The following is a 13,873-nucleotide window of genomic DNA, read 5'->3' on the forward strand; positions in this document are numbered from 1 at the left end:
CACGAATTTGGGGGAAGATGTGCCAGGCCTCGACGCCTTAGCGTTCAATACAATGCAGCCGACGGTGATCCTGTTTCCGTTCCTGCTGGCCGCAGGTGTCTACCTGCTGCTCCGGTGGGTCATCTGGCAACCGGGGAATCCCGGGTCAGCGGACACGGCGGCCAAACACGCACTATGGATCGGTGTGATCGGGTGGCTAGTGAGTTCGCTCCAGCCGGCGGCGAAGGCGGGCCTGATCCCTGTTTCCGGCCTGTACCAGGCGCCGTCCACCGTCGAACTCCTCCCTGTCCTGGCGTGGCCCGTCCTGGGCTGCCTTGCGGTGCACGCCATCGGCCAGCTCAGCTACCCCGGCCCACGGCTTCCCCGCCGGCGGGCGAGCCTCGACGTCCGGCGGATCCGCGATTTCCTTCCGCGGAAACTTGCCTGGACCGTGCTGGCCATCTTCATCACGGCAGCCGGGCAGATCGCGTGGACGGCGAGCCTGCCGGGCTTTGATCCCGTTCCCTATGTCCCGCGGCCCGAGCCGTCCGGCGGCAGCACGTATTACGGCGGCGACGGCCGGGTTCCCGGCATCGACCTTGCCGCCCCTCTGGGTGCCGCGCTGGCAGTCCTGGCAGCCGGAACCTTCGCCGTCCTGGCACTGATCGCCCGCCGGCGGCGGCTGGAATCGCTCACGTCCGAGGACAACGGCCTGCTGCGGACCATCGCGATGAACCGGCTCCTCCGTACCGTGGCCACGGTGGCCTCCGGCCTGGCCGCAATCGCCGGCAACCATACTGCCCTGCCGGACCCCGCCGAAAGCACCGGCACGTGGGCAAGCCCGGCCGCAGCCCTGAACCTCGTGGTCCTGCTGGCCATGTGGTGGTGGGCGCCGCCCAAGCTGTCCCACGGACTGACGGAACGCCGGGCCCGACGGATCCCTGACCCGCAACCGGCTACGAAACTGGTGGTCTCGATCGGGCCGGCCATGGGCTTGGCCGCGCTGCTTCCGCTGGTGGCAGCGGCTGTGATGCCGGGCGTCCTCACCGGCCATCCGGCCCTCTTCGTGGCACTCGCGGCCATCGCCGTCCTGGGTGTAGTGGCCGGCGGCGAGGTCCTCCTGCACCGCAACTACGGCACGGACGGCGAGCCCCGGCACTGGCCCCGCCAGATGGTCTCCCCCGCACTTATCACCACGGTAGTTGCTGCCATGGCCGTCCTGCTCGGCGTCCTGGTCTTCATTGCGATCCGGCAGGCGGCCACGGGCGTACCGTCGGCGTGGCCGGCAACGGCGTGGACCACCGCTGCTGCCATCGGAACCGCCGCCGTGCCCGTTGCCGTGGCACGGCGCCGCCGCAGTATCCCCGGGGCGGTTCCCGGACTGGATGCCGCCCTTCGTGCCATCACGCTGCACAGGGTGGCCCGCACCTTGGCTGCCCTCTTCGCCGCCCAGGCCGGAGCGCTGCTCATGAGCGCAGCACCAGCTCTCCAGCGCTTTTCACCGCCGGGCGCCGACGCCACTTCCGTCCTGTGGCAGATAGCACCGGGAGCCGGAGTGATCCTGGCCGCTGCCGGCGTGGTCATTGCGGTGATCCCGGTCCGCGGAATCACCGCCAAGCCTGCCGCCAAGGCAGCACCCGCACCCGAAACGGTGCCGTGAGCGCCGGAATCACCGTGGACCTGCGGTCCGCCACCCCGCCCTATGAGCAGATCCGGTCACAGATCAGCTCCCTGGTTGCCGTCGGCGCATTGCCGGCTGGAAGCAGGCTGCCCACCGTCCGGAGCCTGGCCGCGGATTTGGGCATCGCTGCCGGCACAGTGGCCAGGGCGTACAAGGAGTTGGAGGCGGCCGGGGTTGTTGAATCACGACGCCGGGGCGGCACCTTCATCGCCTCCGTTCCGGACGGTGCCGGGTACGGCCGCCCGGGTACAGTGCCGCCGGAGGTGACCGCCGCCGTCGAACGCTATGTGGAGGCTGGCCGGAAGGCGGGACTCAGCGACGGGCTGCTGCTGGACCTGGTCCGCGGAAGGCTCGGAAGGGAGCGGACCGATGGACGCTGATCCGCGCCCGCCGTCCCGGCGGATCTGGTTTGTGCCGTCACTGCTGCTCCTGGCGGCCACTGCGGTCCTGGGGGCTTACCTGTACCCGGAAATGCCGGATCCCGTCCCCGTGCATTGGAACGGGGCGGGTATCCCGGACAGGTTCGCCGGAAAGTCAGTTCTTGCCGTCTTTTCGCCGCTGCTGATCGGTACCGGCGTGGTGGCGTTCCTGTGGCTGCTGTACCGGTTCCTTCCCGCCATGGCCACCAAAGGCGCGCAGGATCCGGCCCGGGCCGCTCTCGAGGTCCGCGCGGGCAAGGACGTCCTGGCCAAGCTGGCGCCGGCATTGGCCATCCTCTTCTGCTGGCTGTGCACCACGGGCTGGCTCGGACTGGCAAGCCCCTGGACCATCTGGCCGCCGATGCTCGTCCTGATGGGCTTCACCCTGTGGCTGGTGGTCCGCGCCATCCGCGCGGTCTCCGTTCCGCCGGCTCCGCCCCGGTAGACTGGGACGGTGAGCATCCCCACGCCTTATGAAGACCTTCTGCGCGACGTCCTGGCCCAGGGCACGCACAAATCCGACCGTACGGGCACCGGAACCACCAGCGTTTTCGGCCGCCAGATCCGCTTCGACCTGGCCGAAGGTTTCCCGCTCATCACCACCAAGCGGGTCCACTTCAAGTCCGTGGCAGTGGAGCTGTTGTGGTTCCTGCGCGGCGAAACCAACGTGAAGTGGATGCAGGACCAGGGCGTCACCATCTGGAACGAATGGGCTGACGAGGACGGCGACCTTGGCCCGGTGTACGGCGTGCAGTGGCGCAGCTGGCCCACCCCGGACGGCGGCCACATCGACCAGATCGCCGAGCTCGTGGAGAACCTCAAGGCCAATCCGGACTCCCGCCGCCACATCGTCTCGGCCTGGAACGTCTCCGAGCTCAACGACATGGCGCTGCCGCCGTGCCACGCGTTCTTCCAGTTCTATGTTGCCGACGGCAAGCTCTCCTGCCAGCTATACCAGCGCTCGGCGGACATGTTCCTGGGCGTCCCGTTCAACATCGCCTCCTATGCCCTGCTCACGTACATGCTGGCACAGCAGGTGGGCCTGGAGCCCGGCGAATTCGTGTGGACCGGTGGCGACGTCCACATTTACGAGAACCACATGGACCAGGTCCTCAAGCAGCTCGAACGGGAGCCGTACGAGTACCCGCAGTTGAAGATCAACAGGAAGCCCGCCTCGATCTTCGATTACACGCTGGAAGACTTCGAGGTGGTCGGTTACAAGCACCACCCCACCATTAAGGCGCCGATTGCCGTATGAGCACCGAGAATTCCACCGATCCCCAGTCCTTCACCGAGGAACTTGCCGCCTCCATCACGGGCGTTGGCCTGGTCTGGGCCCAGACACCGGACGGCGTCATCGGCAAGGACGGGGACATGCCCTGGCACCTGCCGGAGGACCTCAGGCACTTCACCAGGCTGACCACCGGGCACCCGGTCATCATGGGCCGCAAGACCTGGCTGTCCTTCCCGGAGAAGTACCGCCCGCTGCCCGGGCGGACCAACATCGTCATCACCCGGCAGAAAAGCTGGGCCGATACGCCCGAGGCGGAGGGCGCCGTCGTGGTCCCCTCGCTGGATGACGCGCTGCTGGAGTCCCAGTTCGTCGACGGCGGCGACACCGTCTGGATCCTCGGCGGCGGCGAGATTTTCCGCCAGTCGACGGAGCTCGCCAACGTTGCGGTGGTCACCACCATCGACGTGGAGGCCGACGGCGATACGTACGCTCCGGAGCTCGGCACCAGTTGGGAGGCCAGCTCCTCCCTCCCGCCGGACGGATGGCTGACCGGCGCCAACGGCACGCGCTACCGATTCACCAAATGGTCACGGACCGAAAGCTAGGACGATGCTGAAGAAACCCGAAACCCTGTTCGTCCTGGGGTACATGCTCCTCCCGCTCCTGGCGCTGCTGTCCGCGATTGTTGGGCTCACCATGATCCTGGGCGGCAACAAGATCGCCGGCGCCATCGTGCTGGTAGTGGTGACGCAGGCCTTCGCCTTTGGCGCATTCTTCGCCCTGCGCGCCCGTAAAACCGCCATGCTGGAAGAGTCCGACCGGGGCTGACCTGTTGCGGCTGCCGGCCGCGGAAAACCGCTTCAGGTCCGGGCCGCCGTCGTACTCCGCTGCAGCCTGGCGGCAGTGACGTAACCGACTGCGCCCTTCCGGTTGCGAAGTCTAAACTGTACGAATGACTACAGCAGCTACCCCTTCCGTCGGCCTGGTCGGATGGCGCGGCATGGTGGGCTCCGTCCTCATGCAGCGCATGCAGGACGAGGGCGACTTCGCCAACATCAACCCGGTGTTTTTCTCCACGTCCAACGCGGGCGGTGCCGCCCCCACCCTTGCTGGTTCAGCAGGAGGGAGCGCCGGCAAGCTCGAGAACGCGTTTGATCTCGACACCCTGGCGAAGCTGCCCATTATTGTCACCGCCCAGGGCGGGGACTACACCAAGCAGGTCCACGGCGAACTGCGCGGCCGCGGCTGGGACGGCCTCTGGATCGACGCCGCCTCCACGCTGCGCATGAATGATGATTCGATCATCGTGCTGGACCCCATCAACCGCGATGTGATCGACAAGGGCCTGGTTAACGGCACCAAGGACTTCATTGGCGGCAACTGCACGGTCTCCTGCATGCTCATGGGCCTCGGCGGACTCTTCAAGAACGGCCTCGTCGAATGGGGCACGTCCATGACCTACCAGGCTGCCTCCGGCGGCGGCGCCCGGCACATGCGCGAGCTCCTCAGCCAGTTCGGCACGCTGAACGCCGAGGTCAGCACCGAACTGGACGACCCCGCGTCCGCCATCCTCGAGATCGACCGCAAGGTGCTGGCCCACCAGCGCAGTGACATCGACGCCACCCAGTTCGGCGTCCCGCTGGCCGGCTCCTTGATCCCCTGGATCGATGCGGACCTGGGCAACGGGCAGTCCAAGGAAGAGTGGAAGGCCGGGGTTGAGACCAACAAGATCCTGGGCACCGCCGAGGACAACCACGTGATCATGGACGGCCTCTGCGTCCGGATCGGTGCCATGCGCTCCCACTCGCAGGCACTGACGCTGAAGCTCCGCGAAGATCTCTCGGTGGCCGAGATTGAAAAGCTGCTGGCCGAGGACAACGAGTGGGCCAAGGTGGTTCCCAACACCAAGGAAGCCTCCATGGCCGACCTCACGCCCGTAGCCGCTTCCGGAACCCTGGACATCCCGGTGGGACGCATCCGCAAGATGGAAATGGGCCCCAACTACATCAGCGCCTTCACAGTGGGCGACCAGCTCCTCTGGGGCGCCGCCGAGCCGCTGCGCCGCATGCTGAAGATCGCCACCGGCAACCTCTAAGTGTCCCAGCTGCTTCACGAGCGGCCCTGACCCGCATGACCGTTGCTGCCCGGCACCGGTCATGCGGGGCGGGGCCGCTTCTGCGTTCCGGGGTGCTGTCCCAGGAATTCCAGAAGCCGCCTCCGAAGCTCCTCGGGGCGGTCCAAGTGCTTCCATCGCAGCCTGAAGACCCGCCATCCGGCCTCAGTCAGTGCAGTTTCCCGCAATCTCTCCGCCACCAGCACATCGTCGGTGGGTTTGTAGTCGAAGTACTTGGCGGCGCCGTCGAACTCGATGACAACCTTTGCCTCAGCATCTGCGAAGTCCGCTCGAAAGAAACCTTCGGGGGTGGGTATTTCAACCTGCGGCGTGAACCTGTCCAGCCCGAATGAGTACAGGAGCAACCTGGTCCGCGTCTCCCCCGCCGATTCAGAACGGGCATCCAAAACGTCCAGCAGCTCGGCGGCCCTGCGGCTCCCACGCTTCACGGTGCCGTCGTCCAGCAAACGCCGCATGCCCTCCAACGACGCACCCTTGCGCAGGGCGTGGTCACCGATGACGGCAGCCTTGGCGCGGGGAAGGATCCGCGCGCAATCCAGGACCGTCCGTTCGAGGCCGGTGGTCAGGATGCCGCGGCCATCTGGCCTCCAGAGGGTAGCCAGATCGCCTGCTGCGAGCGGGAGCCGGTGGGTCCGGACATCCACGCCCGCGCTGGTCCGCGAATTGGAGTACTGCGTTGTCACGTGAACCGTGGACCCGGTGTTCCACACATCGCAGCCGTGCAGCAAGGCGGCGCTGACATGTGTGTAGCGGGCCACACCTCCCGTGGATTCATAGTGCGCCATAATCATCAGCCGGTCCTGGTTCCAGGGTTTGAGCGTGTTCCAGTAAGAGCGCCGGACATAGGCACCCCGCCGCAGCCGGAGGATCACGCCAGCCTTCACCGCCTCCGCCACCATCCGGCTTTCCAATCCGGCCTCCGCCAGTTGCCCGGTGGAAACCACCGGTCCTCCTGGCCACCGTCCTTCCACCAAGGCAGCGATTTTATCGGGATGCATGCTGCCAGCATGGGCAACCAGCACTCCAGATGGCAGCCGGCAGCCCGCCTATGTGGACAGTCATCACCACGAGCGGCCATGACCCGCATGACCGTTGCTGCCTGGCACCGGTCATGCGGGTGAGGGCCGGTTATGCAGGTGGGGGCCGGTTATGCGGGGGGGCCGCTTCTGCGTTCCGGTGGCGTCAGCCGGCCAGGAAGGCCTCGTACCGGCGGGCGGCCTTAGCCAGGGCTGCCTGCGCTGCCGGACCCGGCGGCCGGATCCCGTCGAAGAATTCGGGTACGACGGCGGCAGCACGGCCGGTGCCTTCCCGCGCCCAGGTGCCCACCACCTCCCCTGCCGCCACCACTGTCTTCTTGAAGACCCCGTTGCCGCCGGGAACGATGCTGTTGAAGTGCTCCGGTGCCAGCACAAGGCTGCGGTCCTGGTAGCCGAGCACGAACTCGTCGAAGCCTGGCAGCAGCAGGACCGACCTGGCTCCCGGGACCCCGCTGTCCAGCAGTGAAGCCGTCTCCGGCGACATCCAATAGCCCACACCGCCGAACTCAACCTCCACGATTTGGCTACGGATGGATTCGAGCGCGGCCCTGGCCTCGGTCAGCGGGATCTGCGTCCACCAGGCGAAGTCCCGCACCGTTGCGGGCCCGTGGCTTCGGATGTAGCGCAGCAGGAACTCCGCCACCGCTTCCGCCCGATCCAGTCGCCGTGACACGGGAATCCATTCGTCGAAGGCGACCAGCAGCTGTTGGTTTCCCGCCAGCGGCCCCTGTACCAGCCAGCCGTGCCGGCACAGCGTGCCCAGGATGTGGATGCCCCGCTGGCCCGTTGTCGGCTGGCCGGCGGCGTCGAACTCCTTGAACAGGTCGGTACGGCTGACAGGACCGCCGGCAGCGATCCGGGCCAGAGCCACGTCCCGGCTCGCCTCGATATCGGCCCAGCTGATGGCCAGTTCCCGGTGCCTGGCGGCGATGCTCCTGGTGAGGCGTTCGGCAGTGAGGTCCAACATCCAGCCGAGGTCCTCGGGCGCCACCAGGTGCAGCGTTCCGCGCATGGGCCAGGAGCGGACGATCGAGCCGGCATCAAGAGCGGCACGGACATCACCAAGGCCCAAGCCCGGGTGCCGCACGCCTACGGCCCACAGCGACGCCTGCAGGTCCTGCGCCTGCATCGCCGTCATCCACCGCACCACGTCCGCCGCCGAGGCAGGCCCGGCCACTGGTGCAGGCCCGGCAGCTGTGAGCCCCTGGGACGCCAGCCGGAGCCGGCCCATGACGTTGCGGCTCAGCCGCACGGCGGTTGGTGACATTGCTTCATCCTAGGTGCCGCACCCCTTGGCGCCTACGCCGGTTAGGGTGGAACCATGACTTTGGGGAGTTTGTGGCTGTTGCTTGCGCGTAAAACCAGGATGTGGATGATCGGCGGGACGCTCAGCGTCCTGGCCGGAACGGCGCTGGGAGGCCTTTCCCTCACCAGGTTCCTGGGCAGCGGTCAGTCTGAACCCCGGATCCTTCTTCCCTCACTGGCCCTGAGCCTGGGCGGAGGTTACGCGGTCCTCTTTCCCGGCCTCAGCACGGGCTGCCAGGGCGTGCGGATCCGCAGGGACTGGAGCCGCCACCCGATGACCGGACGGGTGCTTTGGGTCCTGTCCCTGGCGGTCGCCGCCGCCGGCCTGGCCACGTGCATCCTGGCCGGGATGGTGAGCCCGCTGGCCCCAGGGCAGCTGGTATGGATCTTCATGGGAATCTACCTGACCCTGGCCGGGTGGGCCTCAGCCATCATGGGTGCGGCGGCATCCCTGCGGCAGGACCCGGCAGGCACCCCAGCGTCCGCCGAAGAAGAAGCTACAGTTCCAGGCCGATAAGCAGCGGCTCGGGGTGCAGCCGGACGCCAAAGCGGCGTTCGACGCCAGCACGCACCTCGCGTGCCACGGCCACCACATCGGAGGCGCCTGCGCCGCCGCGGTTGGTGATGGCCAGCGTGTGCTTGGTGGACAGCGAAGCCCGTCCCCCGGACACGCTGTCCGGTTCGAGCCCGAAGCCCTTGCCGAAGCCTGCCTGGTCAATCAGCCACGCAGCGGACAGCTTCACCATTCCGTCCTGTCCGGCAGGGTACCGCGGCGCGTTCTCCGGCAGCGAGGCAGCTTCGGACTCAGGAACGATCGGGTTGGTGAAGAACGACCCCGTCGAATAGGTGTCCCGGTCCGCAGGATCGAGGACCATGCCCTTGGAGGCCCGCAGCCGCAGCACTTCCCGGCGCACATCGTTCGAGTAGGCCCGCTTGCCCGCCTCAACGCCGAGGGACCGCGCCAGCTCTGCGTACCGGATGGGGGCGCTCATCCGGCCCAGCGGGAGCTGGAATTCGACCGTCAGCACCACGTACCGGGGCGACCCGTTCACCGTGGTCTGCTTCAGGATGGAGTCCCGGTAGCCGAACTTCAGCTCGGAGTTGGTGAAGGTCTGCACGGCGTTCCGCTCGCGGTCCCAGGTCCGGACCGCGGCGATGGTCTGCGAGACGTCGGCGCCATAGGCACCCACGTTCTGGACCGGCGTCGCGCCCGTTGACCCCGGGATTCCGGACAGCGCCTCAATCCCCGACCACGCGTGGCGGACAGCGTAATCCACCAGCTGGTCCCAGTTGTGCCCGGCCTGGACCACCACGGCCACGCCGCCGCAGGAGTCTTCCGCGTTGACCGTGAAGCCCTCAGAGGCGATCTTCACCACCGTTCCGGGGTACCCGTCGTCCGAAATCAGGAGGTTGGAGCCGCCCGCGATGATCAACACCTGTTCCCCGGCCGCATCCGCGGTGCGGACGGCATCGATGATCTCAGCCTCGGTCCGCGCCTCGATGTACTTGCCGGCGGGGCCACCAACGGCGGAGGTGGTCAGGGAAGAAAGCAGGGTGGAAGTCACCAGAACACCTTACTAGGCAATCCCTGCGGGCTTCCGGGCCACCGGCGAAAGGAAGAAGCTGACGGCCAGCATCACCATGACGGCCAGCAGCGAATGCAGGATGCCCACATGCTCGGCAAGCAGGCCCAGCAGCGGCGGACCGCACAGGAACGCGCCGTAGCCGATGGTGGAGACCACGGAGACCCTGGCGGCGGCTTTGGCGGGGTCGTCGGCCGCGGCGGACATGCCCACGGGGAACCCCAGCGAAGCACCGAGTCCCCAGATGGCGAGGCCAATGAAGGCGAGCCACGGCACCGGCGCGAAGACGAACAGGCCCAGTCCCAGGACCGCCAGCGCAGCGCACCAGCGCATCACCGGAACCCTGCCGTAGCGGTCCAGGACAAGGGTTCCGGCGAACCGGCCGATGGTCATGAACGTGACGAACAGCCCGTACCCGGCCGCGCCGGCGGCGTCGCTTTGCCCGTGTCCGTCCGCCAATGCGAGGGCCACCCAGTCGCCCGCCGCACCTTCGGCCAGGGCCAGGCCCAGCACCAGGACACCCAGGAGGAGCGTCCTTCGATCGCGCCAGGCCTGGGCGATCTTGCGTTTGTTGTCGAGTGGGGCCTCCCCTTCACCGGCGGTGATGAGGGGAATGGGCCCGGTAGTGGGGTCCTCGAAGTGGTCAGGGGTGTAGGTCCGCTCCCCCGCGACCGGGGTGATGTCCGCCCGGAACCAGGAAGCCGCCGTCGCCACCGATATGGCGACCACCAGGCCTGCCGCTCCGAGGTGCCAGGCCACAGGCAGGGACACTGCGGCTGCTGCAGCCCCCAGGCCCGCACCCGCCACGGTCCCCAGGCTGAAAGCACCGTGCAGCCGGGGCATGATGTGCCGGCCCACGGCCCGTTCCACCGCAGCGCCCTCCACGTTCGAGGCGGTGTTCCAGCTTCCGGTACCCAGCCCTATAACGGCCAGCCCCGCCGCAGTGACCACAGGACTGGCGAACACGGAGGTGCCCAGGCCGGCGAGCAGCAGGCCGAAGCCCACCATGATACTGCCGGTCCGGATGGTCTGCTTGGAGCCCAGCCGGAGCACGATCAGCCCCGAGGCAGACACAGAAGCAAACGAGCCCAGGGTCAGGCACAGCAGCAGGACGCCCACGTTCCCAGGGGTCAGGTCGAGGGCGTCACGGATCGCCGGGAGCCGGGACACCCAGGACGCGAAGGCCAGCCCGCTGGCGCCGTAGGCCACTACGACGGCGTTGCGCCAGTGGGTGACGTTGGCCGCTGTGGCTTGGGGTTCTGCCGCTTTGGTCAAGGAGGTTCCGCTAGGAGAGCTTGACGACGGCCTGGGCCTTCATCAGGACCTTTTGCCCGGCCGCGGTGACGGTGAGGTCCACGCGGGCGGTGCCCGCCTCGGCGTCAAGCTTTCCGATGGTTCCGCTGACCTCAATCGTGGCGCCGGGCTCGGCGGTCCCGGTGGTGTCGGTGACCAGGACGGGCTTGGTGAAGCGGGTCTGGAAATCGACGACGGCGGCGGGGTCGCCTGCCCAGTCGGTCACCAGCTGGACGGCCGAGCCCATGGTGAACATGCCGTGGGCGATGACGCCGGGCAGTTCGACGCCGGTGGCGAAGGCCTCGTTCCAGTGGATGGGGTTGAAGTCGCCGGAGGCGCCTGCGTACTTGACCAGGTCCGTGCGGGTGACCTCGATGGTGCGGCTGCCGATCTCCTGGCCGGCAGCCAGGTCGGTGATGCTGGGGCTCATGGTTACTGTCCCTCTCCGCGGACCAGGATGGATGACGTGGTGGTGGTGACCTGCTCGCGGGCGTCACCGTCGCCGACGGCGAAGATTTCGGAGCGGGTGGTGATCATGGCGCCACCGCCCATGGCGCGGACGCCGTCCACGTGCAGTTCGGCCACGAGCCGGTCGCCGGCGAAGATGGGACGGTGGTGGATGAAGCGCTGGTCTGCGTGGACCACGCGGGAGAAGTCGATGCCCGCTTCCGGATCCTCGATGAGCTGGGCGTCGGCGCGCTGGGCGATGATGATGGCGAAGGTGGGCGGTGCCACGAGGTCGCGGTGGCCCAGTGCCGTGGCGGCGTCGACGTCGAAGTGTGCGGGATGGGTGGCCTTGACCGCCCGGGCGAACTCGCGGATCTTCTCGCGGCCGACGTCGTACACCTCTGCGGCAGGGTAGCTCCGGCCCTGCAGATCCGGATTGATAGTCATGGCCTCAAGCCTATCGTCCGCGTGATGGCGGGCCGAAAACGGGGCGGTCCCCGGCGGCGCTGCTAGCGGCGGAGGTTCTTGCGGATCGACTGGCCGCGGACCACCATGCCCACCACGTGCAGGACCAGGCCCAGGCCGATCAGCGGCAGGGATGCCATCGCCAGGCCCTGGTTGCCGCTGGTGTTGCCCACGAGGTTCAGGATGATGCCGACGGCGATCAGGCCCATGGCGCTGAAGACCATGACTTTGTAGGAGGTTGGCGCGGTGGCCCAGAATTCGTTCAGCACCGTCCAAGTCTACCGGGGTTGCCTTGCCCGGACTGCCAGGGCCTACTCTCGCGCAGGTCCTAGAACAGCGCCTCCTGCACGGCCGGCACTGCCGAGGCGAAGTCTCCCGGTTCGATGGTCCGGGCCGTCAGGTGCGAGAGGTTCACCACGAACAGCGACTCGGTGCCGTCCAGCCGGGCCAGGACGTTTGCCCCGCTGATGGCTGCGACAGTAAAGCCGTGCTCCCCGCCGTCCAGTGGATGGGGATAGGCGTGGCGGGCCGCCGGGCCGTAGGCGGCGTCCGCCTGGCCGGGACGCACCCACGTTTCGTCAACCACGGTGAAGCCGCCGACGGCGGTGCGGGCCAGCAGGTGCCGCACGTCGCCTGCATGGCGGCTGCTGATGGCGTCCAGGTCTCCTGCGGCCAGTGGCTGCAGGAGCGCTTCGGTTTTAGCACTGGAGCGCACCAGCTGGGTCAGCTCCAGCTCGGCCGTGACCAGGTCCTCCAGGACCCGGACCACCCGGCCGTCGTCCGCCCGTGCCACGTAGCGGGCCACTGTGGCGCCCTGCTCGGCCAGCCTGTTCCACTTGCGGGGGCCGGAGGCAGTACCCACCTTGGTGGCGCCTCCGGCGAAGGTGGCCACGTAGAGCCAGTGCTCCTGCATCAGGTAGTCGCGGAGTCCGGGAGTCACGCGGCCGCCGCGGTGGAAGTCGTGGATCAGTCGAGATTCGTCCAGGACGAAGCAGCGGTCGCATTGCCGTCCCCTGGCGGCCGGGGCCGCTGCCTTGCAGAGGATGTGGTCGCGTCGGGTGGACGAGTGGACCACCAGGTGCCCCAGGCAGGACTTGGCCGGCCCTGCCACCCGAAAACCGAGCCGTGCGCCGGGACGGAGGCTCAGCTCCCGGAAATCCCCGGACGGTGACTGGAGGCGCAGGACCGGGGCACCGCCGTCGTCCGCTGCCGTAGCGGCCGGCGGACCATCCCAAAAGACCCCGTGGACCAGATAACGGGTATCGGTCACGGGGTCTCCTGAAAGGCTGGGGGCGGGCGCTACAGCGCGGGCTGCACCCCAAAGGCTACAGCCAGCTTCATGATCTTTTCGGCGCGGCCCAGGCGGGGCAGGTCCGAGCCGTCGCGGATGACGCGGCCGTTGGCTTCGAAGTCGGCCATGAAGTCGGTGGCCCAAGCGACGTCCGACGGCGTGGGGCTGATGACCTCGTTGATCACGGGGGTCTGGTCGATGGCCAGGCACAGCTTGCCGGTCATGCCCATCATCACGGTTATGCCGGTCTGCTCTCGCAGGATGGGGTGGTTGGTGCCCACGGTGGGGCCGTCGATGGGGCCCGGCAGGTTGCCGACGCGGCTGGCGACGACGAGCTTGGCGCGCGGGTAGGCCATGGCTTCGGGGGTGGCAGCCATGCCGGTGTCGCGGCGGAAGTCACCGGAACCGAAGGCCAGGCGGAAGGCGCCCTGGGCCTTGGCGATGTTGTTGGCTTCTTCGATGCCGACGGCGGACTCCACCAGGGGAATAACCGGGGTCTTGCCGTCCATGCGGTGGAAGCTTTCGGTGACCTGGTCCGCGGATTCGGTCTTGGCGAGCATGACGCCCAGCAGGCCGGGGGTGCCGCGGAGGCCGGCAAGGTCATCTGCCCAGAACGGGCTGGTGGCGTCATTGATGCGGACCCAGGCCTGGCCGCCACGGGTCAGCCAGTCCACCACGTTGCCCCGCGCCGTGTCCTTCTGGGACGGGTCCACGGCGTCTTCGATGTCAAGGATGATCGAATCTGCGCGTGAGACGGCGGACTGGTCGAAGAGCTCGGTCTTCATGGCGTTCACGAGGAGCCAGGAGCGGGCGATCTCTGCGGGGATGTTGCGTTCAGGCCGTACGGTCTCTGCGGCGGTGGTAGACGTCATGGCTTCTACAGTATCTGCCCCGCCACCGGCACGCGGAAGAAATGGGCTCCGGTGTGAGGATCAATACGAACTAAACGGGTTGTGACTGCGTTCCGGTTGCCCGTCCCGGCAGCGTCCGCCCGCCGCCTGAGCC

The 13,873-nt window shown here is 67.9% G+C and carries 17 protein-coding genes; 8 read left to right on the plus strand and 9 right to left on the minus strand.

The genetic code is table 11. From position 1 onward, the window contains the following. Positions 1 to 64 precede the first annotated feature (64 nt). The 7 genes from AC1DBN_RS05345 (at position 65) to asd (ending at position 5,408) form a co-directional block, all read left to right on the plus strand. Complete coding sequence (locus AC1DBN_RS05345) at positions 65 to 1,639, plus strand: hypothetical protein (RefSeq protein ID WP_477722697.1); 1,575 nt, start codon at positions 65 to 67, stop codon at positions 1,637 to 1,639. Next, positions 1,636 to 2,040 carry a GntR family transcriptional regulator gene (locus AC1DBN_RS05350; protein WP_091722049.1) on the plus strand — a complete coding sequence of 135 codons (405 nt, stop codon included), beginning with the start codon at positions 1,636 to 1,638 and terminating at the stop codon, positions 2,038 to 2,040. The genes AC1DBN_RS05345 and AC1DBN_RS05350 overlap by 4 nt, the downstream gene beginning before the upstream one ends. Beyond that, positions 2,030 to 2,524, plus strand: a complete 495-nt coding sequence (locus tag AC1DBN_RS05355) for a DUF1648 domain-containing protein (RefSeq protein ID WP_157693481.1) — start codon at positions 2,030 to 2,032, stop codon at positions 2,522 to 2,524. Before AC1DBN_RS05350 ends, AC1DBN_RS05355 begins: the two co-directional genes overlap by 11 nt. A gap of 9 nt (positions 2,525 to 2,533) precedes the next feature. Then, positions 2,534 to 3,337, plus strand: coding sequence for a thymidylate synthase (locus AC1DBN_RS05360; protein WP_015937891.1), 804 nt, complete (start codon positions 2,534 to 2,536; stop codon positions 3,335 to 3,337). Beyond that, positions 3,334 to 3,918, plus strand: coding sequence for a dihydrofolate reductase (locus tag AC1DBN_RS05365; RefSeq protein WP_091722054.1), 585 nt, complete (start codon positions 3,334 to 3,336; stop codon positions 3,916 to 3,918). Before AC1DBN_RS05360 ends, AC1DBN_RS05365 begins: the two co-directional genes overlap by 4 nt. A 4-nt stretch (positions 3,919 to 3,922) precedes the next feature. After that, positions 3,923 to 4,141, plus strand: a complete 219-nt coding sequence (locus AC1DBN_RS05370; RefSeq protein ID WP_091722056.1) for an NF038396 family protein — start codon at positions 3,923 to 3,925, stop codon at positions 4,139 to 4,141. 124 nt (positions 4,142 to 4,265) lie between these two features. Beyond that, complete coding sequence (gene asd / locus AC1DBN_RS05375) at positions 4,266 to 5,408, plus strand: aspartate-semialdehyde dehydrogenase (protein ID WP_477722698.1); 1,143 nt, start codon at positions 4,266 to 4,268, stop codon at positions 5,406 to 5,408. 59 nt (positions 5,409 to 5,467) lie between these two features. On the opposite strand, the gene AC1DBN_RS05380 is transcribed toward asd, so the two are convergent. Beyond that, on the minus strand, positions 5,468 to 6,445 hold the full coding sequence (locus AC1DBN_RS05380; protein ID WP_477722699.1) for a type IV toxin-antitoxin system AbiEi family antitoxin domain-containing protein: 978 nt from the start codon (positions 6,443 to 6,445) through the stop codon (positions 5,468 to 5,470). A gap of 184 nt (positions 6,446 to 6,629) precedes the next feature. Next, positions 6,630 to 7,751, minus strand: a complete 1,122-nt coding sequence (locus AC1DBN_RS05385) for a winged helix DNA-binding domain-containing protein (RefSeq protein ID WP_477722700.1) — start codon at positions 7,749 to 7,751, stop codon at positions 6,630 to 6,632. 54 nt (positions 7,752 to 7,805) lie between these two features. Between AC1DBN_RS05385 and AC1DBN_RS05390 the strand changes: the two genes are divergently transcribed. Continuing rightward, positions 7,806 to 8,306 carry a hypothetical protein gene (locus tag AC1DBN_RS05390; RefSeq protein WP_477722701.1) on the plus strand — a complete coding sequence of 167 codons (501 nt, stop codon included), beginning with the start codon at positions 7,806 to 7,808 and terminating at the stop codon, positions 8,304 to 8,306. Here AC1DBN_RS05390 and AC1DBN_RS05395 read toward each other — a convergent pair. From AC1DBN_RS05395 to AC1DBN_RS05425, 7 genes are all read right to left on the minus strand, one after another. Beyond that, entirely contained in the window at positions 8,287 to 9,354 is a 1,068-nt protein-coding gene (locus AC1DBN_RS05395; protein ID WP_477722702.1) for a UDP-N-acetylmuramate dehydrogenase, read from the minus strand. The two genes, AC1DBN_RS05390 and AC1DBN_RS05395, sit on opposite strands and share 20 nt — an antisense overlap. 12 nt (positions 9,355 to 9,366) lie before the next feature. Continuing rightward, positions 9,367 to 10,647 (minus strand): MFS transporter, encoded by a 1,281-nt coding sequence (locus tag AC1DBN_RS05400; protein WP_477722703.1) that lies wholly within the window; start codon positions 10,645 to 10,647, stop codon positions 9,367 to 9,369. Between the two features lie 10 nt (positions 10,648 to 10,657). After that, positions 10,658 to 11,095 (minus strand): MaoC family dehydratase, encoded by a 438-nt coding sequence (locus AC1DBN_RS05405; protein WP_477722704.1) that lies wholly within the window; start codon positions 11,093 to 11,095, stop codon positions 10,658 to 10,660. Positions 11,096 to 11,097: 2 nt separating this feature from the next. Further along, complete coding sequence (locus AC1DBN_RS05410; protein WP_091722078.1) at positions 11,098 to 11,559, minus strand: FAS1-like dehydratase domain-containing protein; 462 nt, start codon at positions 11,557 to 11,559, stop codon at positions 11,098 to 11,100. A 62-nt stretch (positions 11,560 to 11,621) separates the two neighbouring features. Continuing rightward, on the minus strand, positions 11,622 to 11,846 hold the full coding sequence (locus AC1DBN_RS05415; protein WP_045729544.1) for a DUF3188 domain-containing protein: 225 nt from the start codon (positions 11,844 to 11,846) through the stop codon (positions 11,622 to 11,624). Positions 11,847 to 11,905: 59 nt separating this feature from the next. Then, entirely contained in the window at positions 11,906 to 12,847 is a 942-nt protein-coding gene (locus AC1DBN_RS05420) for a DUF2797 domain-containing protein (protein ID WP_477722705.1), read from the minus strand. Between the two features lie 29 nt (positions 12,848 to 12,876). Further along, complete coding sequence (locus AC1DBN_RS05425; RefSeq protein WP_056075502.1) at positions 12,877 to 13,740, minus strand: HpcH/HpaI aldolase/citrate lyase family protein; 864 nt, start codon at positions 13,738 to 13,740, stop codon at positions 12,877 to 12,879. Positions 13,741 to 13,873 lie beyond the last annotated feature (133 nt).

The sequence above is a fragment of the Pseudarthrobacter sp. 10T415 genome (assembly GCF_056394175.1).

What these genes read in the sequence shown, in the direction of transcription:
- AC1DBN_RS05355 (WP_157693481.1), top strand. Translation starts at nt 2,030, where the DNA reads ATGGACGCTGATCCGCGCCCGCCGTCCCGGCGGATCTGGTTTGTGCCG.
- AC1DBN_RS05365 (WP_091722054.1), top strand. Translation starts at nt 3,334, where the DNA reads ATGAGCACCGAGAATTCCACCGATCCCCAGTCCTTCACCGAGGAACTT.
- AC1DBN_RS05370 (WP_091722056.1), top strand. Translation starts at nt 3,923, where the DNA reads ATGCTGAAGAAACCCGAAACCCTGTTCGTCCTGGGGTACATGCTCCTC.
- asd (WP_477722698.1), top strand. Translation starts at nt 4,266, where the DNA reads ATGACTACAGCAGCTACCCCTTCCGTCGGCCTGGTCGGATGGCGCGGC.
- AC1DBN_RS05380 (WP_477722699.1), bottom strand. Translation starts at nt 6,445, where the DNA reads ATGCATCCCGATAAAATCGCTGCCTTGGTGGAAGGACGGTGGCCAGGA.
- AC1DBN_RS05385 (WP_477722700.1), bottom strand. Translation starts at nt 7,751, where the DNA reads ATGTCACCAACCGCCGTGCGGCTGAGCCGCAACGTCATGGGCCGGCTC.
- AC1DBN_RS05390 (WP_477722701.1), top strand. Translation starts at nt 7,806, where the DNA reads ATGACTTTGGGGAGTTTGTGGCTGTTGCTTGCGCGTAAAACCAGGATG.
- AC1DBN_RS05405 (WP_477722704.1), bottom strand. Translation starts at nt 11,095, where the DNA reads ATGAGCCCCAGCATCACCGACCTGGCTGCCGGCCAGGAGATCGGCAGC.
- AC1DBN_RS05410 (WP_091722078.1), bottom strand. Translation starts at nt 11,559, where the DNA reads ATGACTATCAATCCGGATCTGCAGGGCCGGAGCTACCCTGCCGCAGAG.
- AC1DBN_RS05425 (WP_056075502.1), bottom strand. Translation starts at nt 13,740, where the DNA reads ATGACGTCTACCACCGCCGCAGAGACCGTACGGCCTGAACGCAACATC.